This window comes from Spirosoma areae (genome assembly GCF_054781775.1).
This window is the reverse complement of the sequence record NZ_BAAGTT010000036.1, coordinates 94,860-116,638: the sequence shown is the minus strand read 5'-3', so window position 1 is coordinate 116,638 and position 21,779 is coordinate 94,860. Positions and strand designations below refer to the sequence as shown.

23 protein-coding genes are annotated in these 21,779 nt (G+C 53.2%); 11 read left to right on the top strand and 12 right to left on the bottom strand.

Annotation, left to right across the window (positions count from 1 at the left end; genetic code table 11):
• Positions 1-437 precede the first annotated feature (437 nt).
• Both bioB and ACYVI1_RS21350 read left to right on the top strand, forming a co-directional pair.
• A complete protein-coding gene (gene bioB / locus ACYVI1_RS21355; RefSeq protein ID WP_460912831.1) occupies positions 438-1,457 on the top strand; it encodes a biotin synthase BioB in 1,020 nt (339 codons plus the stop codon).
• A 107-nt stretch (positions 1,458-1,564) separates the two neighbouring features.
• Complete coding sequence (locus ACYVI1_RS21350; RefSeq protein WP_460912830.1) at positions 1,565-2,080, top strand: hypothetical protein; 516 nt, start codon at positions 1,565-1,567, stop codon at positions 2,078-2,080.
• A gap of 69 nt (positions 2,081-2,149) precedes the next feature.
• Here the strand turns inward: ACYVI1_RS21350 and ACYVI1_RS21345 are convergent, their stop codons facing one another.
• The 5 genes from ACYVI1_RS21345 to ACYVI1_RS21325 form a co-directional block, all read right to left on the bottom strand.
• On the bottom strand, positions 2,150-2,560 hold the full coding sequence (locus ACYVI1_RS21345; RefSeq protein ID WP_460912829.1) for an energy transducer TonB: 411 nt from the start codon (positions 2,558-2,560) through the stop codon (positions 2,150-2,152).
• Between the two features lie 200 nt (positions 2,561-2,760).
• Positions 2,761-3,522 (bottom strand): hypothetical protein, encoded by a 762-nt coding sequence (locus tag ACYVI1_RS21340; protein WP_460912828.1) that lies wholly within the window; start codon positions 3,520-3,522, stop codon positions 2,761-2,763.
• A gap of 146 nt (positions 3,523-3,668) precedes the next feature.
• Positions 3,669-4,310, bottom strand: coding sequence for an MOSC domain-containing protein (locus ACYVI1_RS21335; RefSeq protein WP_460912827.1), 642 nt, complete (start codon positions 4,308-4,310; stop codon positions 3,669-3,671).
• A gap of 15 nt (positions 4,311-4,325) precedes the next feature.
• The gene (locus ACYVI1_RS21330) at positions 4,326-4,571 is read right to left on the bottom strand and encodes a hypothetical protein (protein WP_460912826.1); all 246 of its coding nucleotides are present in this window, start codon (positions 4,569-4,571) and stop codon (positions 4,326-4,328) included.
• Positions 4,572-4,605: 34 nt separating this feature from the next.
• Positions 4,606-6,000, bottom strand: coding sequence for an OmpA family protein (locus ACYVI1_RS21325; protein WP_460912825.1), 1,395 nt, complete (start codon positions 5,998-6,000; stop codon positions 4,606-4,608).
• A gap of 203 nt (positions 6,001-6,203) precedes the next feature.
• Between ACYVI1_RS21325 and ACYVI1_RS21320 the strand changes: the two genes are divergently transcribed.
• The 3 genes from ACYVI1_RS21320 to ACYVI1_RS21310 all read left to right on the top strand — a co-directional run bounded on the left by ACYVI1_RS21320 (position 6,204) and on the right by ACYVI1_RS21310 (position 7,974).
• Positions 6,204-6,986, top strand: coding sequence for a UDP-2,3-diacylglucosamine diphosphatase (locus tag ACYVI1_RS21320; protein ID WP_460912824.1), 783 nt, complete (start codon positions 6,204-6,206; stop codon positions 6,984-6,986).
• Positions 6,987-7,080: 94 nt separating this feature from the next.
• Positions 7,081-7,494, top strand: coding sequence for a type II RES/Xre toxin-antitoxin system antitoxin (gene parS / locus ACYVI1_RS21315; RefSeq protein WP_460912823.1), 414 nt, complete (start codon positions 7,081-7,083; stop codon positions 7,492-7,494).
• Positions 7,495-7,503: 9 nt separating this feature from the next.
• The gene (locus ACYVI1_RS21310) at positions 7,504-7,974 is read left to right on the top strand and encodes an RES family NAD+ phosphorylase (RefSeq protein ID WP_460912822.1); all 471 of its coding nucleotides are present in this window, start codon (positions 7,504-7,506) and stop codon (positions 7,972-7,974) included.
• A 134-nt stretch (positions 7,975-8,108) separates the two neighbouring features.
• Here ACYVI1_RS21310 and ACYVI1_RS21305 read toward each other — a convergent pair whose 3' ends face one another.
• From ACYVI1_RS21305 to ACYVI1_RS21275, 7 genes are all read right to left on the bottom strand, one after another.
• Entirely contained in the window at positions 8,109-9,137 is a 1,029-nt protein-coding gene (locus ACYVI1_RS21305) for a phytase (RefSeq protein WP_460912821.1), read from the bottom strand.
• A gap of 133 nt (positions 9,138-9,270) precedes the next feature.
• Positions 9,271-10,545: a right-handed parallel beta-helix repeat-containing protein gene (locus ACYVI1_RS21300; RefSeq protein ID WP_460912820.1), complete on the bottom strand. Its 1,275-nt coding sequence runs from the start codon at positions 10,543-10,545 to the stop codon at positions 9,271-9,273.
• Positions 10,546-10,609: 64 nt separating this feature from the next.
• A complete protein-coding gene (locus ACYVI1_RS21295; RefSeq protein ID WP_460912819.1) occupies positions 10,610-13,381 on the bottom strand; it encodes a TonB-dependent receptor in 2,772 nt (923 codons plus the stop codon).
• Between the two features lie 148 nt (positions 13,382-13,529).
• Positions 13,530-14,258, bottom strand: a complete 729-nt coding sequence (locus ACYVI1_RS21290) for a carboxypeptidase-like regulatory domain-containing protein (RefSeq protein ID WP_460912818.1) — start codon at positions 14,256-14,258, stop codon at positions 13,530-13,532.
• A 182-nt stretch (positions 14,259-14,440) separates the two neighbouring features.
• The gene (locus tag ACYVI1_RS21285; protein WP_460912817.1) at positions 14,441-15,274 is read right to left on the bottom strand and encodes a phosphatidate cytidylyltransferase; all 834 of its coding nucleotides are present in this window, start codon (positions 15,272-15,274) and stop codon (positions 14,441-14,443) included.
• Positions 15,255-15,473 (bottom strand): putative signal transducing protein, encoded by a 219-nt coding sequence (locus tag ACYVI1_RS21280; RefSeq protein WP_460912816.1) that lies wholly within the window; start codon positions 15,471-15,473, stop codon positions 15,255-15,257. The genes ACYVI1_RS21285 and ACYVI1_RS21280 overlap by 20 nt, the downstream gene beginning before the upstream one ends.
• A gap of 45 nt (positions 15,474-15,518) precedes the next feature.
• Positions 15,519-16,481, bottom strand: coding sequence for a lysostaphin resistance A-like protein (locus tag ACYVI1_RS21275; RefSeq protein ID WP_460913058.1), 963 nt, complete (start codon positions 16,479-16,481; stop codon positions 15,519-15,521).
• Between the two features lie 194 nt (positions 16,482-16,675).
• Between ACYVI1_RS21275 and dusB the strand changes: the two genes are divergently transcribed.
• The 6 genes from dusB to frr all read left to right on the top strand — a co-directional run bounded on the left by dusB (position 16,676) and on the right by frr (position 21,762).
• Positions 16,676-17,668, top strand: a complete 993-nt coding sequence (gene dusB / locus ACYVI1_RS21270) for a tRNA dihydrouridine synthase DusB (RefSeq protein ID WP_460912815.1) — start codon at positions 16,676-16,678, stop codon at positions 17,666-17,668.
• 74 nt (positions 17,669-17,742) lie between these two features.
• Positions 17,743-18,651 carry a DMT family transporter gene (locus ACYVI1_RS21265; protein ID WP_460912814.1) on the top strand — a complete coding sequence of 303 codons (909 nt, stop codon included), beginning with the start codon at positions 17,743-17,745 and terminating at the stop codon, positions 18,649-18,651.
• An 87-nt stretch (positions 18,652-18,738) separates the two neighbouring features.
• Complete coding sequence (locus ACYVI1_RS21260) at positions 18,739-19,236, top strand: acyl-CoA carboxylase biotin carboxyl carrier protein subunit (RefSeq protein ID WP_460912813.1); 498 nt, start codon at positions 18,739-18,741, stop codon at positions 19,234-19,236.
• 18 nt (positions 19,237-19,254) lie between these two features.
• Positions 19,255-20,208, top strand: coding sequence for a sugar phosphate isomerase/epimerase family protein (locus ACYVI1_RS21255; RefSeq protein WP_460912812.1), 954 nt, complete (start codon positions 19,255-19,257; stop codon positions 20,206-20,208).
• A gap of 175 nt (positions 20,209-20,383) precedes the next feature.
• Positions 20,384-21,115, top strand: coding sequence for a UMP kinase (pyrH, locus tag ACYVI1_RS21250; RefSeq protein ID WP_460912811.1), 732 nt, complete (start codon positions 20,384-20,386; stop codon positions 21,113-21,115).
• Between the two features lie 86 nt (positions 21,116-21,201).
• On the top strand, positions 21,202-21,762 hold the full coding sequence (frr, locus tag ACYVI1_RS21245; protein ID WP_460912810.1) for a ribosome recycling factor: 561 nt from the start codon (positions 21,202-21,204) through the stop codon (positions 21,760-21,762).
• The last annotated feature ends 17 nt before the right edge of the window (positions 21,763-21,779 follow it).

Below are 21,779 nucleotides of genomic sequence, written 5' to 3'. Positions count from 1 at the left end.
TGCTGGTGTATCTTCAGTTTGTGTCCCCACCATAGCCGTCAGGTTAAGGAGTTGATTAGCTTTTCCACGGTCTGTGAGGACACAGACCGCACATCCGGCAGGCAAATCTGGCTGACGCACGAGCGGTCTGTGAGGACACAGACCGCTCGTGCGTCAGCCTATTGTGTCTTAACCTGACAGCTATGGTGTCCGCACAGGCCGAGAATATACCGACCCATGCACCTAACTCCACAAAAATTGTCAGAGAACCGGCAACCTTTGCTAACCGTATACAAGTTGACTTTTTTTCAACCATTTTTGCCAACCTAAACGGGAGATAATCCCAGAACTTACGCAATTGTAACCCACAACCCCTAAAGGAGCTTCTTGCGGGTGAGTTGAGTTTCCTTCAGGGAATTTGAGGGTGTTTTGCGTACGTTCTGAATTCGATAAAATTAATGGTTGACCAATTGCCCAACATCATGCTTCGTACCGACTGGACCCGCGCCGAAATTGCCGGGATTTATCATTCACCCGTTCTGGACCTGATTTTTCGGGCAGCCACCGTCCATCGCCAGCACCACGACCCGCAGGAAGTGCAGGTGTGTACGCTGCTGTCGGTCAAGACGGGAGGTTGCCCCGAAGACTGCGCCTATTGCCCGCAGGCCGCCCGCTACCATACCGCCGTGGCGGTGCATAAACTGATGGAAGTAGACGAGGTCCTGACAGCCGCGCAACGGGCGAAGGACACCGGCAGCACGCGCTTCTGCATGGGTGCAGCCTGGCGCGAGGTGCGCGATAACCGCGATTTCGACAAGGTGCTCGATATGGTGCAGGGTGTGAATGAGATGGGCCTGGAGGTGTGCTGTACGCTTGGGATGCTCACCGAAAGTCAGGCGCAGAGACTGAAAGATGCCGGGCTGTATGCCTACAATCACAACCTCGATACCAGTGAAGAATTCTACGGCGACATCATCAGCACCCGCACCTACGACGACCGATTAGACACCCTCGGCCACGCCCGCAAAGCCGGTATTTCAGTTTGCTCCGGTGGTATCATCGGCATGGGCGAGACCGACCAGGACCGGATTGGTATGCTGCATACACTGGCAACGTTGCCCCAGCATCCCGAATCGGTGCCAGTGAACGCCTTAGTGCCGGTCGAAGGAACACCGCTGGAAGACCAGCCACGGGTGTCGATTTGGGAGATGCTTCGGATGATTGCCACCGCCCGCATCCTTATGCCGCAGGCGATGGTGCGGCTCTCGGCAGGCCGCGTTCGCATGAACACCGAAGAGCAGGCGCTGTGTTTTCTGGCCGGAGCCAACTCCATTTTTGCGGGCGACAAACTCCTCACGACGCCCAACCCCGACGAAGATGCCGACCAGCAACTGTTCCAGACGCTGAACATCCGCCCGCGCAAAGCCTTTAAAGATGCCGCTAAACCGGCCGTTGTGTTTGAGCAGATTCCGCTGTAAGTCAGTAGGTTGCACCGGTACGTCCGGTGCAACCTACTGACTTACAGTAGTCCCTTGACTTACTGTGCTGGCAGAAGACCTGAATAAGTTGATAGACGAAACAGGCGATGACAGAGGACTATTTTGCCTGCTGGTTCAGACTCGACCAACTGGATCAGTATCTAATCTGGATACGTGGTGATCCGGATTCTGTGCTACTGGATGATAGGCACATACCCGTCTTCAGCAGTGAGGTCGCTTTGGCGCAGTATGCTGGTTCTATCAACATTCCAATTGTAAACGAAGAGCCTGGTCTGGTTGATCTGGATGCGGCCGAACGATGGCTTCAGGATACGGATAACCCTATTGACTGCGAGAATTTACTGACTGCCTGGAATCTGTTTCTGGACGTGAGTTGCGCGCTGGATGTGCCCTTTAAAGGGAATCGTTACTACTACAAACACCGCTCACCATTGAGAGATACCGTGTATGACAAGCTGTTTTATGGCAACAACATCTATAACCTGACTCCGGATGGTGACTATTATACTCCGGTTTGGTCTGACCGGGAACGGAGAAAAATCGCTGAGATTATCGCCGATGGAGTTGGTATGTTCAGACGGTCTATTGTACTGACAAGTTAGCCCGCTTAATCTGAGCGTTTTCCCGGAATACCGACTCTGGAGTAAGGCGCAATTGGCCTCGTTACTTTGTTACCTCAGGCTGAAGTTGATGGGCAGGTTGTAGCGTACATTGACTGCCCGACCACTCTGCCTGCCGGGTATCCAGTTGGGCATCGCCTGCATGAGCCGCAGGGCTTCTTCGTCCATTCCGAATCCAACCCTTTTCAGCACGTGCACATCCTGGATTTTTCCCTGGTTGCTTACCAAAAAGTTGACGAATACGCGACCTTCGACCTTAGCCTGTCGAGCGGCTTCGGGATAGCGCAGGTTTTTTCGCAGGTATTCACCTAAGTTCTGCATACCACCCGGAAACTGGGGTGGCTGCTCGACAACAGTAAAGACCTCCTGCTCGCGGCTGGTCGTTGAAACAGAGTCGGTTTGGGCCAGGGCGGGCAGGCGGAGTAGCCCGGTTAGCAGGAAAACGAGTGAAACAGTACGCATGGGAAGCCGGTTTTTACTGAGTGTTCAGGAGCGTGTGCATTAATCCGTAAGCTAAACTACCGAATCGATGCTGCTCCAGCCAAAATTGTTTAGGCAGTGGTAGGCTTTTCGTGTTAACGGGTAGATTCCTGATAAAAAGGTAACAAAAAGGGGACCGACGTTTAGTCTTCGGCCCCCTTTTTGTTGCAATAAGCTGTTTCTTACAACCGGCGGGTATACTCGTTGGCGGTAATTTTTTCAATCAGCACCTCGGTCAGATTTTGAGCATGTTCTTTCTTCACCTCCGGTTTATCTTTGGTTTCGACCGTTACACTAATGATGTGGTTATTGTACAGCACGTGCATGGCACCGGTCGAGGCATCCCACACAGCTTTGTCGCCCACACCCGACACGGCTTCGTAGTTACCCGTGCTAACCGCATGTTCGGTTAGCGGGGGCGTAGCCGCCGATTCGCCCGAATGGGTTGGCTGGTTATCCTCCGTGGTGGCCGATTTGGTTTCCTTCGATGGGGTTTCGGCATTGGTTCCTTCCGTCGATGGGCCACTTACGGCTTCTGCGTCGGCTTCCTCAACAGGGGCTTCCACAACAGCTTCCGGTTTAGCCTGGTACATTTTGTCGAACTGGTACTCGGCTAAATAAATGGACGAATAAGGCTTAGCGCCCCCAAAAGCAACCTCCACTTTGTTACCTGCCCAGGCAAAATCGCAGCCATTGTGATGATGGCCTTCTTCGAGTTTGGTGGCTTCTTCCAGCTTAAACAGCCCCCGGATATACTCTTCGCCCAGAATGTTGCAGGGTTCATCGTAATTGGCGTCCGTTGTGAGGGTTAATGCACCCGAAACATGCCTCGCTAACTCAGGCGTAACGTCCAGTTGAAGGGCGGGGTCTTTCGGGTCAGACGTGGGGCCACCGCAGGCAAAACATAGCACGGGAATGGCCAGTATCAGCGTGTTGATTTTCATAAGATGGTTTGCGAAAAGCCAAAATTAGCGTTTTCTTAGATATGGTTTATAGTGCAAAACAGCCCCGGAACGAAAATAATCGTCTACGCGACAGAATCTGAAGGGGGGTGTAGAAAATGGGCCTTCTTTTGTACTGCCATCGAATACTACGGGTTCCTCAACGAATGGGTTAACTGCGTCTTTAACGACTGGGGGAGGTAGGGCAAGGTAAGTACCCTGGCGAAGAGATCGGGGTCGGCCTTGCGGGTCAGTATCAGTTGGGATACCGCCTGAATGGTAATAGGAGTGTCTGCCGCGTCGAGCAAGGTAATGGCGTCACCAGCCTGCACAATGCCGGGTTCGACTACCCGGAAGTAGATCCCCGACCGACCGGACCGGGCGAAGTGGCGAACCATGCCAGGGTCATTGAATCGAACGTTTAGCTTATAACACGGGAACCGGGGCTGTACCGCCCGCAACAGGGCCGACCCGATCCGAAACAGGTCACCGATGCGTACCTCCGATTCGACTAATCCCTCCGTTGTCAGGTTCTCGCCGAATAAACCGCAGGTCCAGTCATCCTGTTCAATCAGGTTCTGCCAGTAGGCATAATGCGCGTGATCATACGCATAAACGGCCTTGTCCGGCCCGCCATGTACGGTTAGGTCGGCCTGCCGATCCCCCGCCAAATTGAGCAGGTCAACTGCAACCGGCCCTGCCACGGGGTGCTTGAAAATGCCGGTAGTAATGTCCCGGCCGCCCCACTCAACCCGGTGAGGCAAACCCACATTGACGGAACGGATACGCATGGGCGTTTTGACCCGCTAAAGGTTGTTGGTTTCTGTACTACCTAACTGACGCTCGTTGGGTTGAGTGGGCAGGTCGTTGCTATTCCGGGCATCGTCGGCCATCTGCACGTTTTGCTGCGCTGTTTCGGGCGTGACTGGTGGCCGCAACAACGGGTCATAGGCGGGCTGGGCCAAAACCTCGTCCCACATAGAGTCGCCACAGGCTTCGATAACGAACGATTGACCGTCCTCGAACGGGGCATCCGAATTGGTTGAGTCCACGATGGTCAGTTCAGGTTTTGCTGGTTTTTGGGTTCTACAATTTAACAAACTCGACCCGCCGATTGTTGGCTTTGCCTTCGGCCGTGGTGTTGGGCCCGGCGGGTTGCGATTCGCCTTTGCCATCGGTTTCCATCCGGCTGGCATCAATAGCAAAGGTGCTCGACAGGGCGTCTTTGACGGCAGCCGCCCGCTTTTTCGACAGCGCCATGTTCGAGGCATCGTCGCCATCGGTATCGGTATGGCCAATAATTCGCACCTTCACACCGGCGTTTTCGGTGAGTACATTGGCGATGTCTTTGAGAGTGCCATACGATTCGGGCTTGATCTTATCGGAATTAACATCGAACAGGATGCCGTGCGTCACGAATTTGCCTTCCGTAATGAGTTTATTCCGGGTATCGGGCGCACCCACCGCCAGCCGAAAATTACTGACGTAATACCGGTCATCTTCTTTGTGCATATCCGCCATCGACACCACCACGCCGTTGTAGGTAACATCCGGCTGAAAAGCGCGGGGAATATCCCAGACTTTGGTTTCATCGACATACACCCGGAGCCGTTGTTTCTGCCGCCATATCGACACCTTCACCATGTTATGAGCCGGGTTGGAAAAGGCGCGTTGATCGGTTTCGTTTTTCAGGATTTCTTCACCTTTCGAATACGTGAGCAATTGGGTTATGCCGGTCGGACCCGTACCCGCGTTTTGCGGGTGCAGCCCAACCCGAACGCCCTCAGTGCCGGTGGGAAAACGCCCCCATTTCGTGAACTCTTTGGCTGGGTTCGCCATAGTCACCAGATTCACCCAAAGATAAGACGAGTAGAAACTAAACGTTTCATTGCTGGCCAGATCAAATTGAAGCGTGAAATTGTCGGGTAAGGTTTTGATAAATTCGGGCAGATACTCGCCCTGTTTGTTCAGCATGAGCCAATGGCCGGGTTTGCCGTCGAGGGTCACGATTTCGCCCGAACCCGTCGAGTTCCACTTGTCGGGGAAGTCGCCAATAGCATCCTGCATGAAATCCTCAACGGCGATGACCTTCTCGCCCGGCACGAAGTCAAACTTGCTATACGAGGTCAGCGTAGCCGGTTTTTTAGGGTTATTTTCACTGCTGCCCGTGCGGGCGGGGGCATTCTCATCCGACGGTGCATTGTCGGAACTGGTATTGTTCGTTTCGTTAGCAGAGTCGGTTTGTTTATCGCTTTGAGCAGGTTTCGCTTTCTCTTTCTTCTTGAAAATGCCCATGATACCCTCCTCAACCTTATCCAGGCCCTTATTGATGCCCTGGTCAATTTTGCTGTTGGTGCGGTATTCGACATTGCGTTCAACAACCCGGCCGGGGTCATTAACGCGAACCTGCGCCTGCCCTGACAAGCTTGCCAGGCATAAGCCGACTGCGGGTAGTAGCCAGATTTTTAAGCAGATGTTCATAAACAGAGTTTTTGCTGAGTTATTGATAGTCAGAAAATTAGTGGATTACCGGATAGAAAGCGCGGTATCTTGAGTGAACGGTATCGGATGGGTGAATAAGCCGAATTCAGGAAGGTTATATAGGCTATATCTTGGAGATATGGCATATATAACCTTCCTGAACTCGGCTCATTCCGTACCTTTGCCGCTGAATTACCGCCTGCATGTCCAGCATCGAAACCATTCCACTCCCTCCCGACCGAAAGGTCTATTTTGCTTCCGATTTTCATTTGGGCACGCCCTCGCCCGCCCAAAGCCGCGACCGCGAGCGGGCCGTTGTCGCCTGGCTCGATGCCATTCGCGCCGATGCAGAGGTGATTTTCTTAGTGGGCGATGTGTTCGATTTCTGGTTCGAGTATAAACGCAGCATTCCCAAAGGCTTCATCCGATTGCAGGGCAAACTGGCCGAACTGACCGATGCCGGTACGCGGGTTATCCTGTTTACGGGCAACCACGACATGTGGATGAGCGACTATTTCACCCAGGAAATGGGCATTCCAGTGTATCGCCAGCCGCGCCGATACGACATCGGCGGAAAGCGATTTTACATCGGTCACGGGGACGGACTTGGCCCCGGCGATTTTGTGTATAAACGCCTGAAAACCGTATTTGAGAGCGGTCTGGCCCGGCGGTTGTTTCGCTGGCTGCACCCCGACGTGGGCATCGGCCTGGCTCATGCCTGGTCGCGCCGGAGCCGAATCAGTAACCTGAAGAAAGGGGAGGAGCAGTTTCGGGGCGAAGACCGCGAGTGGCTCATGCAATACTGCCGCGAGGTGGAGGTTACGGCCCACCACGATTATTACGTCTTCGGTCACCGGCACCTACCCCTCGACTTAGCCGTATCGCCTACGAGCCGTTACGTCAACCTCGGCGAGTGGGTATCGCAGAAAACCTACGCGGTATTTGATGGGAGTGGGTTGGCCTTGAAAACGTGGGAGGGGAAATAAGGTTTCAGTTGCCCGTTCACGGATATCTAATTTGCCATTATATTTGTAGTGATGAATTATTTCACCTACACTTGTGACTTAATTCTCTTCTTTTATGGCTACCCTTCCATCTCCGCCTGAAATACCAACCCGATTCTCACCCTTTTCCCTTGTCCAGTCCTCACGTCAGGGGCTGATGCGTTCGGAGGTTGATGAGGTAGCCGCCCTGGTGGGCCTGACGGATAAGGAAATGGCTTACGCTCTGAACATGACTCCCCGCAATCTGCACCGACTTAAAAACGACCAGCGCTTTGGTGTGGATGCTTCCGAGCGGCTACTCCTGCTCAGGAACCTGCTGGTCCATGCTCTCGATACGTTTGAGGGCCGAAAGTCAACCGTTTTGGCCTGGCTCAGAACCCCTATCCGCGAACTGGCTAACCAAACTCCGCTTCAACTGCTGGATACCGTAACGGGCTTTGGCTTAGTCGATGATGTGTTAGGGCGCATTGACTACGGCTTGCCAGCCTGATCTGTCCATATGCCTACGTTGTACCGCATCATCCGGGATAAATACCGCCATGAGCCGCTATCCGTAGTGGGTAGTCGGTTTTTTGGCGGACGCTGGAATCCGAAAGGCACGTCCGTGTTATACGCCACCTCAACGCCGGAGTTGGGTTTAGTGGAAACGTTGGCACACGCCCCTGGCATTCGCTACGAAGAATTACCGACGTATTGGGTGCTTACGCTGGAGGTGCCGGATAACATTCGCTATTATAAACGCAATGAATTGCCGGACTACTGGCAGGATGAAACCTATGAGCGCACTCAGGGCTGGCTCAACCCGTGGCTGGCAGAACCAGACTGGTTAGGCGTGGCTGTGCCGTCGGTATTGGTGCCACTTTCGTACAACGTCATTCTACATCCGGCTCATGCGCTGTTCGGGCAAATACAGGTCGTTAGCCAGGAGATTCAACCCATCGACCGGCGTCTTTGGCGGTTGCCCGATTGATTGTTTCGGGCGTTTTGCCAGTACGCTATTTCCCAACCAATTCAGCACGGTTTGTTCCCGCTCTGCGACCGGAAAGATTTCAATGATGAATTATTTTTCGTACAATTCACCACCGCGCGGGCGACCCATCAAATTCATTCCTGCTCCATAATATCTTCCCAGCGGTAGTAGTGAAACGTTTTGCCTTCCGACATGGTCACGAACAGGCCGTGCGGAAACTGCTTGTTCAGGGCAACGTTCGTCACCTCGGAGCCGTCGCTGACCTGGGCCGCTACTTTTACTATTTTCAGCACTTTATAGGCATTCGGATGGCCCAGTTCGCCCTCGCGACGGAAAATCTGGAACTGGTTCGCTCCCTGATCGGAGACTAAGAGGTAACCCGTTTTCGGGCCGGTTTTATAAATTGAAATGCCTTCGTGGTCTTCGGTAAAGCCTGTTTTTGCGAACAGCGCCAGTTCTGCATTTCCCTGTTCGGGATCGGCGTGGTACTTACGAACGCCAACGCCCTCGTCGGAATAATACACGTAGCCGAGTTCGTTATCTACCGCAATCGACTCAATTTCTTTTTTGCCGCTCCACGTTCCGAACCTTCGCACCACGGTGGCTTTAATGTGGCCCGTTCCATCGTCGTCGAGCCGGTATTGCCATAAATAGCCTTCTGTGGGGCCTTCCTTGCGGCCAACAATGGCAAAAATAGCGCCGTCGGCAGGGCGTTTGTAGAGGGCAATGCCCATTGGCAGTCGTTTGTCTTCACCCACGAACACGTCCAGATTCTGGTTGTCGAGGGGCTGCATGTCGGGTAGCCGGAATGTGCGAATCCGGGAGGTGCCGCGTTCGGTTACCACGGCCACATCGGTCGGTTTGCCGCCGAGCAGCAGCCCATACACAATGTCGACATTGTTAGGCCGGTTCAATGGACGAACCACTTTCTGAGGAATACATTTTCCCTGTAAATCAAAGACATACAGCGCACCGTCGGCGTCTTTGTCGGTTCCGATAACCAGACTTTTGGCCGGGTCGACCGGGTTAATCCAGATGGCCGGGTCGTCGGTGTCGTGCCGAACGGTATCGGAAATAAACACGGGCTGAATAACCGTTTGAACCGTGGACTGGCAAGCGATCAGAATGAAGTTTACGAAAAAAAACAGGTACCTGCGATTCATGAATGAAAAGAGTTGGGGCCACAGACCGGGCTGCCGGAGCGGATGCACACAGGAAATCGGAGAAATACAGAGGTTTTAGTCTATTTTCTCTGTGAATCTCTGTAATTCTCCGGTTTCTGCTGTGTTCCAATTTTTAATTTGTGCCGAAAGCTCCAATGGTTGTCGAGGGGGCGGGCGATTTATACAGCGTGCCGTTGGCAAATGAAATTCCATCGGCATACAGGCGCGTGAAACCGGTGGTTCCCTTGCCAATAGCGGGCGAACCTGCCTGCAGGCGGAAATCCCAGGCCGTATTGAACGTTGCGTTTTTATACTCGGTGGTGAGCGGGTAACTCACAAATTTGGGGTCGTTGTCGCCAACGGTTTTGCTGATGACATCATTGGTGCCGGTCAGAATTTCGGCGGTAGGCTGGAAGCCCGTAACCCCTTCCTGCGAATACCCATAATACAGGTTATTGCTGACTTTTGTGCGGTTGTCTTCGGGGTTCTTCGGGTCACGTTTCACGCCAAACCGGTCGTTGGCAAATAGATTATTGTATAACTCAGCCCGAACCCCAATTTCCACCCAAATCGAACCGCCCTTGATGGTTGGCCGACGCCAGCCCGCGTTCAGCAGCGTGTTGTTGTAGGCAATCACATAGGCTTGCGGAGTGCGGTCGCCGGTGTTCGAGAGTTTCAGTGCGTTGGTGTTGGGGCTGTAGATTAAGTTGAACGCTACATCGGCCTGCACACCCGACTTGATGTTGATGGCATCGCCACCCGATACGCCCACGGTGTATATCTTATTGTTGGCAACAATGACCTTACCCCCTTCAATGTAAAAACCATCTTCGTTCTGGTTATTCATCCGGCTGTTAACGATTACCAGCTTGCCATTCACGTTCGAGTAGTTTACGGCCGGTACGTGATTCCCCGCAGCCGCTTTATACAAACCGGCTTTCACCGAGGGCGAACTTTCCGTGGTGACGGCTCCACCATATTCGAGGATGACATTATCGAGCAGCATTTCGGCGCAGGTTGGCGCGGCAATGATACCCCCCCATAGGTTACCCCATTGGTTGGCGGCTGTTTTCCAGGCATCGGGCACGGTAAATTTCACCGGGTTTGCCGACGTGCCCATCACGTACAGATTGCCCCGGACGATAACTTCGGGTTTTACGGTCGAGTCGCTGAAGAGGATCGTTACGCCTTCTTCAATGACTAACGAAGTGCTGGCCGGAACCTGCAAATGGCCCGTGATTTTGTAGGTGCTGCCTTTTGTCCACGTTCCCGATACATCGCCCGATACGGATTCTTTCACAACAGGGGTTGGCGCAGGCGTTACGCTGGTGTTGCCGCTGTCGTCGCTTTTCGAGCAACCGATGAGTACAGTCGCCGACAGAGCCGCCCAAATAAATGCTTGTTTCATGGTAAGTTATTGGTTATGAATTAGTTGTTATTCGATTGAGTTCGTTGGGCATTAAGAGCACTTCTTACCGTTTGTACCGGACCCCCAGCACATACGAGCGTTGGTAGAAGTCGCGCCGGATAAGCGTTTTTCCCGACACGTCCTGATTGGGTACATCCAGATTTTTGCTGCTGGTGTTTTTGATGAGTATCTCCGTGGGTGTATTGAGCAGGTTATTGGCCTTGATAAACAGCAGGAAGCCCTTCCCCAGCCGTTTTTCGGCCGATGCGTCCATCTGGATAAACCCGCGCTGGTACAGGTCGTTGTCGACAAACTGCGAGACGGTGTTGATGCGCCCGCCGGTATAGCTGGCCGCAACCTGCCCATCCCAGCCGTGGTCGGCATCTTTGTAGAGCAGCGACAGGTTGGCTACGTGGGCCGACTGCCCGTAGAGCGGGCGGGTCTGGTTAACGGTAATGGTTTGCAGGTCGCCCTGGGCATTGCGGATGCGCTTGGATTTGGGTGTGGTGATGCTGGAGTTGGTGTAGGTGTAATTGGCTTTGATGCCCCACTGCCGGAAGTACCTGATGGCATCGACCTCCAGCCCAACGTTGGTGGCGTTACCGAAGTTGCCCGGCCCGTAATACAAATCCTGACCCCGGATGGCGTCTTTCTGAAGTGTGTATTCGATGGGGTCCTGAAGGTGCTTGTAGAACAGGCCGACCATGAACTGCTCCAGCGGACGCGGGAAAAACTCGTACCGCAGGTCCACATTGTCGGCGATGGCCCGCTTCAGATTCGGGTTGCCGCGCTCCTGGTATTCTTCATTGACAATCCGGTAGGGCACAATCTCGAAAAAGCCGGGCCGGTTCAGCGACCGGAAGTACGAAAGCCGCCAGTTGGTGCGCTCCGTTGGCCGGTAACGAACATGCAGACTCGGCAGAACGTCCGTATAAATCTGGCTGCCGGTTGGGTTGTCTTCGCCAATGGGGAACTTCATGGCGTAGCCCTGATCGGTATGCTCGATGCGAACGCCCCCGGTCACTTCGAGGGGTTGGTCGGTGGTGCGGAATTGCAGATACCCCGAGGTCGTTTTCTCCGTTGCGTCGTAGTTCAGGGCCGAAGCAACCGAACCGAGGGGATTCTGGATGATATAGACAAGTTGATTATAGTCCGTAAAATCGACGCCATACCGGGCAAACGGGTTGGCTGGGCGGGTGGTATAATTGTTATAAAAATTGGTTCGCTGTTTATCGCGGTACAAACCGCCCGCCATCCATTCGACGGCCATACCGGCCAGCGTGGTTTTGAGCGTCAGGTTAAGGTAACCCGCCAGGTCGGTATCGGAGTTGTGTTCCCACCGACGGGCACCGTCATTGACCGTTGTGCGTTGGTCCACGAAATTTTTGCGGATGCCCAGCAACGAAATCGACGTCTGGTCAGGAACCGCGTTGGTGGCCAGCGAGTACACCGCCGACCAGTTTATCGTCAGATTCTCAGTAGGCTGGTGCGTGCCCTGTAGGGTGCTGGTATAAATTTTTTGCTTCGTCAGGCGGGAGCGGGTTTCGTAGCCGAGGGTTGCGTTGCCCAGCACCGGATCGAAACCACCAATGCCGAGTTCAGTTGATTTCGTTTCGCGAACTTGCTCATTGGTCAGGCTAATTAGCGCATTAAACCACTGAAGTTTGTTCGTCTCGTTAATTCGGTAATCCAGTTTGGCGTGCAGCCCGGAGCGTGTTTGACGCTCCGAATACTGCCGTTCGCTTTGTTTGGTGAGCGTAACTCCCCGCAGCGTATCGACCACATCGCCGGCAAAAAACAGGCTGTTGCTGCCCCGGTACGTGTTTTGCAGACTACCGGCCAGCATCACGCCCAACCGTCGGTTGAGGAACCGGTTTCCTACCGCAAAGCTGCCCAGCAAATTGGGGGGTGGCGCCTGGCTGGTGTAGGTTGTTGGAGCTTTATTGAAATCCACAAATCTGGTACTATACTGATTGCCAAACTGTTCGTAGGGCGACTGTGGATTAATGTTCTTCGCATTGAATCCGACGAAGGGACGCCCGGCAAACAGTTCGCTGTATCCCGTCGACAGGTTGGCCATAATTGTTGGGTGGTCGGGTGCATCGCGCATCACTAAGTTGATGGCCCCGCCCACGGCGTCGGCTTCCTGGCTGGGCGTGAGGGCTTTGTAAACTTCCAGCCGGTCGAGCAGTTCCGACGGGAAAATGTCGAGCGGCACGTAGCGGTAGCGGTTATCGGGGCTGGGAATTTTTACGCCGTTGACGAGTGTGTAGTTGTAGCGTTTGTCCATGCCGCGCAGAATGGCGTGCTGCCCGTCGCCATTGCTGTTGCGCTCGATGGAAATGCCCGATACGCGCTGAATGACGTTGGCAACGGTCAGGTCGGGGGAGAGTTCGATGGTCCGGCCCGATACGATGTTGGTGACTTGCAGCGCGTTGCGTTCCAGGTCGCGGGCGGTGCGGTCGCTGCTGGCATCACGTTTGCCTTTCACCGTCACTTCGGTTAGCTGGCGGTCGTTGTCGGTTTCTAAGGGGAGGTCGAGGGTAATGATTTGCTCGGTGCCAGTCACAACGACCGCGCGGGTCATGGTCTTGTAGGAGACGTAACTAATGCGGATTGTGTAGGTTCCGGCAGGTACGTTTTTGATCAGATAGGAACCATCTAAGCCCGATACGTTATAGAGTTTCGTGTTCTCCAGAAGAAGCGTGGCACCAATAATCGGCTGACCCGTTGTGGCGTCGATGGCCCGCCCCCGGATGGTGCCACTGAATGCGCTGAATGAAATGAACAGTAAGCTAATAGACAGGTAAAGTTTGCCAGAAGAAATAAACGTCATGGTGACAGATTCTATACGAAAAAGCCGCTTAAACTGGCGCGGCTTAAAACGCCACCACAAAAAAAGCCGCTTTCGGGCAGAAGCGGCTTAGGAAAGGCATTATGAGATTGTTAGGTATTCGTTCAGGAACGTAGTGTTCTGGTAACATTTAGTTGCCGTCCTGCAAAATATCCTTTCGGGATACGTTTTCGCGGGGCGCTTTGTTGAGTTCACTGCGCCACTCTTTGTTCTTCAGGTCGCCCCGTTTCACCGACCGAATGAAGTTGGCCCAGGCAAAAGGGTTCGTAAAGGCAAACGTGGGCGTCGAACTGCGGCCTACAACCGACTCACGCCCGAAAAACTGCTGATTGACGAAGTTCTGGTGATTGGCCAGCGCACCCATCGGCATGGTGGCCGCCTGCCGCATGATGGCCTCAGGACTGGTGTTTCTGGCTAAGTTTTCGCGCTCTTTTTCGTCGGGGAGTTTCAGGTTCACGAAGGCTTCCTTAAACAATTCCTCGGTGGCGTAGGGATACACCTTCACCTCCGCCAGCGTTTTTATATCTTCCTGCAACGCCACCACGGCCGAATACGTCAGGTCAGTTAATCGGCGCGGAATAATGTGGTACTGGGTTCGGAAACCGACGTAGCTGAAAATAATACTGTCGCCGGGGAATACAGGTAGGGCAAAGTAGCCATTTGGAGCCGACAAAACGCCTTTTCCGGCTTTGGGGATATAGATGTAGGCACCGGGCAGAGCCTCATTGGTTTTGCCGCCCGTAATGAAGCCTGTGAACGTTATTTGCCGATCCTGCCCCTGCGCCTGTGCAGTTGAATAGAGTCCTGCCAGCGCAGATAACACCAGAATAAAAACCAATAACGTTAACGATCGCTTCATATTTCTGCCAACTAAACTCATAAAGTTAACGAGCAAAAGGGTAGTTATGGTTTCGACTACCCTAATTTTAAGAAAGTTTAGGAGCGTGTATTCTTTTCTGACAGGATTAACAGGATAAGACAGGATTGGCTCTACAGATAAAAAATCCTGTCTTATCCTGTTAATCCTGTCGAAAAAATTATTCAGGCAAACAGCTTCAAAAACGTAATGATAAACGGGGCAGCCAGCAATAAACCATCGAAACGGTCGAGGAAACCACCGTGTCCCGGAATGCTGCTCCCTGAATCTTTGATGGCAATACTTCGTTTAAACAACGATTCGACCAAATCGCCGTAGGTGCCCGTAACAACAATAATCCCCCCCACGCAGTACCATTGCCAGGGCTTCAGCTCGTCGGCCCAGAACGCAAGACCGAGGGCTACAACGGCTGCGGCTGCGGCTCCCCCCACACTACCTTCCCACGATTTTTTGGGCGATACCCGCTCAAAAAGTTTCCGGCGGCCAAATTTCGTACCGGCAAAATAAGCCCCAATGTCGCTGGCCCAAAGCAGCAACAGGCAACCGGTAATAATCCAGGGATGAAACGAGCCGTCGCGCAAAGCCAGAATGATGAGCAGGGCGAAGGGCATGGCCACGTAAATGATTCCCAGAAACGTGAAACCAATGTTGGTGAAGGGCTTCATATCGCGTTTCTTGTAGAGCTTAATGAGGAAAATCATCGACGAAGCCGGGCAAATCAGGAAGTAGTTGCCCGTACCGATCTGGTTTGTTTCAATGAAATAGGCGAGCACACAAATCATCGTGCCAACAACCGTACCGTAGGCCGTGAGGGGTTCAAAACCATCCAGGCCCAGCAGCCGGTAGAATTCCCGCTGGGTCAGGGCACTCACCAGGCAGAACAGCAGGGCGAATGTCCAGTCGGCGTACCAAATCATGAACAGGATAAAAGGAACCCCCGCTACAGCCGCAATAACCCGTTGCTGTAGGTTTGTCAGGTTAGCTAAACGTTGCTTCATTCTCTACGATGACTTTGGCCAGAACCGCATTGTTGGCCTGTACATGAACCTCACTTTTGCCCCAGCCGATGGTGGGATAGCTACTGCTTTGCCTATTGACAACCACCGCCGGAATGTCGTGATCGAGCAGCAACGCTTTAACCAGCTCAGCCCGGTGGGGGAGTGGGGTAGAATAAATGGATTCCCAATTTTCGTTCACCTTAGTAACGCGGGTGGAAACCCGCCGGGTTAATGTCAAAACAGCTTAGTCGTAACGGCTCGGGTTTCCGCCCACGTTACGTTTCCTGAAATAATACAGCAATCCCACCGTAAGGACACCCGCCACGAGCGCACCTGGCACGGGTACTGATTCGGTGCTTTCGATGTTCATGGTCGTTAGTTTCTGCTGGTGCAGATACACCATCAGCACCGTAAACCCATTGTTAACGAAGTGGGCCAGAATGGGCACCCACAAATTGCCCGACCACAGGTACAGATAGCCAAACAGCGCGCCGAGCAGCATCCGGGGGAAAAAGCCCAGAAATTGCACATGGATGGCACTGAACAACGCAGCCGCCAGCCAGATGCCCACATGAGCATTGCCCGTCCAGTAGCTGAAATTCCGTTGCAGGATACCCCGAAACAGCGTTTCTTCGCCCAGGGCCGGGATAAGGGCAATGACTAAGAAAGCCACCAGCAACTGCCCGGTTGTTTTAAACGTAGTGAGGTATTTGGTGATGCCCTCCAGCCCTTTTTCTTTGTCGCGGATCCACTGCTCGATGGGGGCCAGTGTTTCGGGCAGGTGCAGCGTCTGATTCCATTCGATAATCAGACTGTCGAAGGGCATGAAGGCAATGACAATCAGCCCTACTAAACTGAAACCCGCTAAAACAGACAGTAGATTTACCGTCGGTGAATTTCCTAACCATGTCTTTATTTCACCCAATCCATCTACTGCTGAAACCGGCCGGGCATTAAATTGCTCCCAGGTTCGGCGTTCGATAACGTACCAGTAAGCCAGCGCTGGCAGAAAAAATGTACCCAGGTGATTAACGGCCTGCAGTAACATCAGTTCATACCAGCCGGTAGGCGAAGGTGTTGGATGGGTGGCCAGATCCGTTAGGTACACCTGCGCCTGCGCCAAACCCATTCCTTTGCTAAGGGCGAGGATGCCAAACAGAAGAAACGTACTGACAACGCCCCCGATGAGCACGAAACCGACGAGCATCGTGAGTCCGCCGAGGGTGGGTGGCCGGGATGTAACGCCTTCAGGCGTATAAATGGGTTGCATAATTTCCTGTAAATATAGACAAGTACGAGGTACGAATTACGATTGACGAGGTAGTTGTCCTCCAAAGCAGCGGAACCAAATCGGCCTCTAAATCGTAATTCGTACATCGTATTTCGTAAATCATTGTTTGCGTGGTAACTATCGGCAACATACAACTTCCAGACTTCCCCTTACTACTGGCGCCAATGGAGGATGTCAGCGATCCACCGTTTCGGGCGGTCTGTAAAGCCAACGGCGCCGATTTGATGTACACCGAATTCATTTCGTCGGAGGGGTTGATTCGGGATGCCGCCAAGAGCGTTCAGAAATTAGATATTTTTGAGTACGAGCGACCCATTGGCATTCAGCTTTTCGGTTCCGACGTAGAGACAATGGGCGAGTGCGCCCGAATTGCCACCCGTGCCCAGCCCGACCTGATTGATATTAACTACGGCTGCCCGGTTAAAAATGTGGCCTGCCGGGGTGCAGGAGCGGCTTTGTTGCAGGACATTCCCAAAATGGTTCGCATGACCGCAGCCGTCGTGAACGCTACCCACCTGCCCGTGACCGTGAAGACCCGGCTCGGCTGGGACGATACCACCAAAAACGTGGGCGAAGTAGCCGAGCGCCTGCAGGACATTGGTATCAAAGCCCTCACGATTCACGGACGCACGCGCGTGCAGATGTACAAAGGCGAGGCTGACTGGACGCTCATTGGGCGGATTAAAGACAACCCCCGCATCCAGATTCCTATTTTTGGCAACGGCGACATCGACTCTCCCGAAAAGGCGTTGGACTACAAAAATCGGTATGGTGTCGATGGCGTGATGATTGGCCGGGCGAGTATTGGGCACCCCTGGATTTTTAATGAAATCAAACACTTTGTTCAAACAGGTGAACACCTGCCTCCGCCCGCTATCGCCGACCGGGTAGCCGTTTGCCGCCAGCACCTTGATTTTTCCATCCGCTGGAAGGGCGAAATTGTGGGCCTGTTCGAGATGCGCCGGCACTATGCCAACTATTTCAAAGGCCTGCCCGATTTCAAGCCCTACCGGATGCAGTTAGTTACAACGGATTCATACAGCGGGGTAAGCGCCATTTTGGATGAAGTGGCAGAAACCTACGATCTTGCAGTGAGTGCTTAACTTTCTTGGACAGGATTACAGAATTAACAGGATTTCTAATACATCCTGTTAATTCTGTAATCCTGTCCCAAAAAATGACGACCGAAGAACCCGTTATTGTTCCCCAAAAACGCCCGCTGCTGGCCTGGATTCTGCTTTGTTCCTTAGCGTTGGTCTGGGGCAGTTCATTCATTCTCATCAAACGGAGTCTTGTTGCCTTTCCACCCGAACAGGTAGCTGCCGGGCGGTTGGTGTTTGCCCTGCTGTTTTTCGTGCCTTTTCTGGCCCGGCAGAGTTGGCAGCCTGAGGTTCGGGTGGCGGTTCGGCATCGTTGGGTTGCCTTGCTGGCATCCGGCGTGATTGGGTTCGTGATTCCGGCTTTTCTGTTTGCCGAAGCGGGGGCGCATCTCAACAGTTCGCTGGCGGGGGCGCTCAATTCGCTGAGTCCGTTGTTCACGCTTATTCTCGGCGCGTTATTTTTCGGGCAAACGCTCAAAATCGGGCAGGTAGCGGGAATTCTGCTTGGCCTGGCGGGGTCGCTGCTGCTGGTGTTTTTCAGCGCAACCGGCTCGTTTCAACTCAACGAATATGCCTTGCTGGTGGTGCTGGCTACTGTTTGCTACGGCCTCAACACGAACTTCATCGGACGGTACATAAGTCATCTGCCCGCTTTGGTCTCCACCGCCTGGCTATTTGCCTTAGCCGGACCCATTGCCCTGCTGACGCTCATCCCAACCGATTTTTTGAGCCGTGTTCTTGACCCGCAAAATAGCTGGCCGCTGCTGGCTTTAGTTACGCTTGGGGTGTTAGGGTCCGGACTCATGTCGATCTTCTTCAACCGGGTGATGCAATTATCCTCGCCTTTGTTTGCGGCCTCGGTCACCTACCTGATTCCCATTGTGGCGCTGCTGTGGGGCGTACTCGACGGCGAAACCATCTACGCCGTGCAGTTCGCTGGCATGGGTATCTGTTTAATTGGGATTTGGTTAGTGAATAAATCGTAAATTGTTCCAGGTTTCAGGTTCAATGTTTACCGTTGTTGCCAGAAACAATAGGGAACATTGAACCTGGAACTTGAACCTAACGCACACATGTATACCGCAACCCTAAATGCCCAATCGTTCACCATTGACCTCACCCCCAACGGCCCGGCCCTGAACGGGGAATCTTTCGGCTGGGATTTGGTAAAACTCTCGGACCGGACGTTTCATATTCTTCACCAGAATCGCTCCTACACCGCTGAAGTACTCGACCTCAATGCCGTTGAGAAAACCGTTAGCCTGAACATAAATGGCCACATTCACCAGGTTCAGGTGAAGGATCGGTTTGATCTGCTGCTCGAAAAAATGGGCATGAACAACGCGGCCAGCACGAAGGTGAACGATCTGAAAGCGCCTATGCCAGGCCTGATCGTGGGCATCAATGTTCAGCCCGGCGATAGCTTCCGCAAAGGAGACACGCTGCTGATTCTGGAAGCCATGAAAATGGAAAACGTGCTGAAAGCTGTCGGCGACGGAACCATCAGCACCATTCGTATTGCCAAAGGCGACCGGGTCGAAAAGGGGCAGGTATTGGTAGAATTTGCGTAGGCTGGTATTTAGATGGGTATGGACCACTTGTATACCCGTCGCCATTTTCTGGAGCAGATGACACTGGCCACCAGCGCCCTGCCCATGCTGCCAGCCATGCTGCCTGATTTCGTTCGGTCAGCGGAGGCCGCCTTGCCCGACATTCATATTTTCTCGAAGCACCTGCAATTCCTGAATTATGCCGATATGGCTGATGCTGCGGCTGCAATGGGCTTCAACGGGGTTGATTTAACCGTTCGCCCGGAGGGGCACGTCTTGCCCGAACGGGTCGAAGAGGATTTACCCAAAGCCGTTGAGTCCCTCAAAAAAGTTGGTCTTGCCCACAAACTGATAACAACCGCCATTGGCGACGCGACCGATGCAACCGGCGTTCGACTCCTGAAAACAGCCGCTAAACTCGGTGTTCAGGCGTATCGGATGAAGTGGTATCAATACGCCGAAAAGCAACCCATACCAGCGTCTATCGAGACGTTTCAGCAGCAACTGCGGGCGTTAAGTGAACTAAACAAAAGCCTGAACCTGACGGGCTGCTATCAAAATCATGCCGGAACGCTGGTTGGCGCGTCGGTTTGGGAAATCTGGGAAATTCTCAAAACCGCCGACCTACGCCACATGGGCGTTCAGTATGACATTCGGCATGCCACCGTCGAAGGGGGCATGTCGTGGCCAAATGGCCTTCGGTTGCTCATGCCCCACATTAAAACCATTGCCATTAAAGATTTCCAGTGGGCAAAGCCAAACGGGGTGTGGAAAGTGCAGGACGTGCCGTTGGGCGAAGGCATGGTGGATTTCAAGTCCTACTTCAAGCAGTTGAAACAAAGCACGTTGCAGGTGCCTGTATCGCTGCATATCGAGTACCCAATGGGCGGAGCCGAACATGGGGCCACCCGACTGTCGATCCCTAAAAATGAGTTGTTTGCGGCCATGAAACGCGACCTGAACCGGCTGAAAGAACTGTGGCAATCAGCATGAAAAGAAAAGTGACTACCGGGAGGAGAGGGCATAACAGGAGGCAGGAGAAAAGTATAGTCTGCTGAAATTTCTTTCCTCCTTCCCCCTCCCTGCTTCTCCCGTTTGTTCGTCTCCTCCCGTTATTCCCTTTCCTCCTTCCTCCTTTTTCTTATCTTTGCCCGCAAAATTCCCCTACATGACATCGCAGACGAAGTATAAACGTATCCTGCTCAAACTGAGCGGGGAGGCTCTGGCTGGGCCATCTGGTTACAACATCGACCCCGCCGTGCTCGAACAATACAGCAAGGAAATTAAAGACGTGGTTGATCTGGGCGTGGAGGTGGCCATCGTTATTGGCGGAGGAAATATCTTCCGGGGCGTGTCGGGTGAGCGGTCGGGCATCGACCGCGTGCAGGGCGACTACATGGGCATGCTCGCCACGGTCATTAACGCCATGGCCATTCAGAGTTCGCTCGAAAAGCACCACATGTACACCCGCGTGATGTCGGCCATCAAAATGGAGCAGGTCTGCGAACCCTATGTGCGTCGGCGGGCGGTGCGGCACCTCGAAAAAGGCCGCGTCGTTATCTTCGGTGCGGGTATGGGCAATCCGTATTTCACGACCGATTCAACGGCAGCCCTGCGGGCCATTGAAATCGAAGCCGACGTGGTGCTGAAAGGAACCAAAGTAGATGGTGTGTATACCGCCGACCCCATGAAAGACAAAACGGCCACGCGGTATACGACCATTAGCTTCGAGGACGTTTACGAAAAGAAACTAAACGTAATGGACCTGACAGCCTTCACCCTATGCCAGGAAAATAACCTGCCCATCATTGTTTTCAACATGAACAAGCGCGGCAGCCTGCTCCAGCTAATGCTGGGCGACGACGACCAGGGCACGCTGATTACATCCAAATTACCCTAAACTGTTTAAAATTATTTCAGGTTTCAGGTTCAATGGTCCAGTTGGCAAACGTTGAACCCGAAACTTGAAACCTGAAACATAAACTTATGGAAGACATCGAGCTTTACCTCGACGATGCAAAGGATACGATGGAAAAGGCCCTCAAGCATTTAGCCATCGAATTAACCAAAATCCGGGCCGGAAAAGCTAATGTGGGTATGCTGGATGGAATTCAGGTTGACTACTATGGCTCGCCAACCCCTTTGGTGCAGGTGGCGTCTGTCAACACGCCCGATGCCCGCACCATTGCCATCAAGCCATTTGAGAAAAAACTCATTGGCGAAGTTGAAAAGGCCATCCGTAATTCTAACCTGGGTCTTAACCCCAACAACGACGGTGAGCTGATTCGCCTGAGTATTCCACCCCTGACCGAAGAGCGTCGGCGCGATCTGGTTAAGAAGGTGAAGCAGGAAGTTGAAACCGCCAAAGTGAACGTCCGCAACATCCGCAAAGATACCAACGATGACATCCGTAAACTGGTCAAAGATGGGGTGTCGGAAGATGCCGTCAAAGTAGGCGAAGAGCGCGTCCAAAAACTCACCGATGCCTTCATCGCCCGCATTGACGAGACGTTTGTGGCCAAAGAGAAGGATATTCTGGTGGTGTGATTGGTTTGTAGAGACGC

Excerpts from the sequence above, each read along its gene's own strand:
- ACYVI1_RS21265 (WP_460912814.1), top strand. The coding sequence starts at position 17,743 with ATGACGACCGAAGAACCCGTTATTGTTCCCCAAAAACGCCCGCTGCTG.
- frr (WP_460912810.1), top strand. The coding sequence starts at position 21,202 with ATGGAAGACATCGAGCTTTACCTCGACGATGCAAAGGATACGATGGAA.
- ACYVI1_RS21275 (WP_460913058.1), bottom strand. The coding sequence starts at position 16,481 with ATGCTCGTCGGTTTCGTGCTCATCGGGGGCGTTGTCAGTACGTTTCTT.
- ACYVI1_RS21350 (WP_460912830.1), top strand. The coding sequence starts at position 1,565 with ATGACAGAGGACTATTTTGCCTGCTGGTTCAGACTCGACCAACTGGAT.
- ACYVI1_RS21285 (WP_460912817.1), bottom strand. The coding sequence starts at position 15,274 with ATGAAGCAACGTTTAGCTAACCTGACAAACCTACAGCAACGGGTTATT.
- ACYVI1_RS21260 (WP_460912813.1), top strand. The coding sequence starts at position 18,739 with ATGTATACCGCAACCCTAAATGCCCAATCGTTCACCATTGACCTCACC.
- ACYVI1_RS21345 (WP_460912829.1), bottom strand. The coding sequence starts at position 2,560 with ATGCGTACTGTTTCACTCGTTTTCCTGCTAACCGGGCTACTCCGCCTG.
- ACYVI1_RS21335 (WP_460912827.1), bottom strand. The coding sequence starts at position 4,310 with ATGCGTATCCGTTCCGTCAATGTGGGTTTGCCTCACCGGGTTGAGTGG.
- bioB (WP_460912831.1), top strand. The coding sequence starts at position 438 with ATGGTTGACCAATTGCCCAACATCATGCTTCGTACCGACTGGACCCGC.
- ACYVI1_RS21295 (WP_460912819.1), bottom strand. The coding sequence starts at position 13,381 with ATGACGTTTATTTCTTCTGGCAAACTTTACCTGTCTATTAGCTTACTG.
- ACYVI1_RS21320 (WP_460912824.1), top strand. The coding sequence starts at position 6,204 with ATGTCCAGCATCGAAACCATTCCACTCCCTCCCGACCGAAAGGTCTAT.
- ACYVI1_RS21310 (WP_460912822.1), top strand. The coding sequence starts at position 7,504 with ATGCCTACGTTGTACCGCATCATCCGGGATAAATACCGCCATGAGCCG.
- ACYVI1_RS21325 (WP_460912825.1), bottom strand. The coding sequence starts at position 6,000 with ATGAACATCTGCTTAAAAATCTGGCTACTACCCGCAGTCGGCTTATGC.
- ACYVI1_RS21300 (WP_460912820.1), bottom strand. The coding sequence starts at position 10,545 with ATGAAACAAGCATTTATTTGGGCGGCTCTGTCGGCGACTGTACTCATC.
- ACYVI1_RS21290 (WP_460912818.1), bottom strand. The coding sequence starts at position 14,258 with ATGAAGCGATCGTTAACGTTATTGGTTTTTATTCTGGTGTTATCTGCG.
- pyrH (WP_460912811.1), top strand. The coding sequence starts at position 20,384 with ATGACATCGCAGACGAAGTATAAACGTATCCTGCTCAAACTGAGCGGG.
- ACYVI1_RS21255 (WP_460912812.1), top strand. The coding sequence starts at position 19,255 with ATGGACCACTTGTATACCCGTCGCCATTTTCTGGAGCAGATGACACTG.
- ACYVI1_RS21305 (WP_460912821.1), bottom strand. The coding sequence starts at position 9,137 with ATGAATCGCAGGTACCTGTTTTTTTTCGTAAACTTCATTCTGATCGCT.
- parS (WP_460912823.1), top strand. The coding sequence starts at position 7,081 with ATGGCTACCCTTCCATCTCCGCCTGAAATACCAACCCGATTCTCACCC.
- ACYVI1_RS21340 (WP_460912828.1), bottom strand. The coding sequence starts at position 3,522 with ATGAAAATCAACACGCTGATACTGGCCATTCCCGTGCTATGTTTTGCC.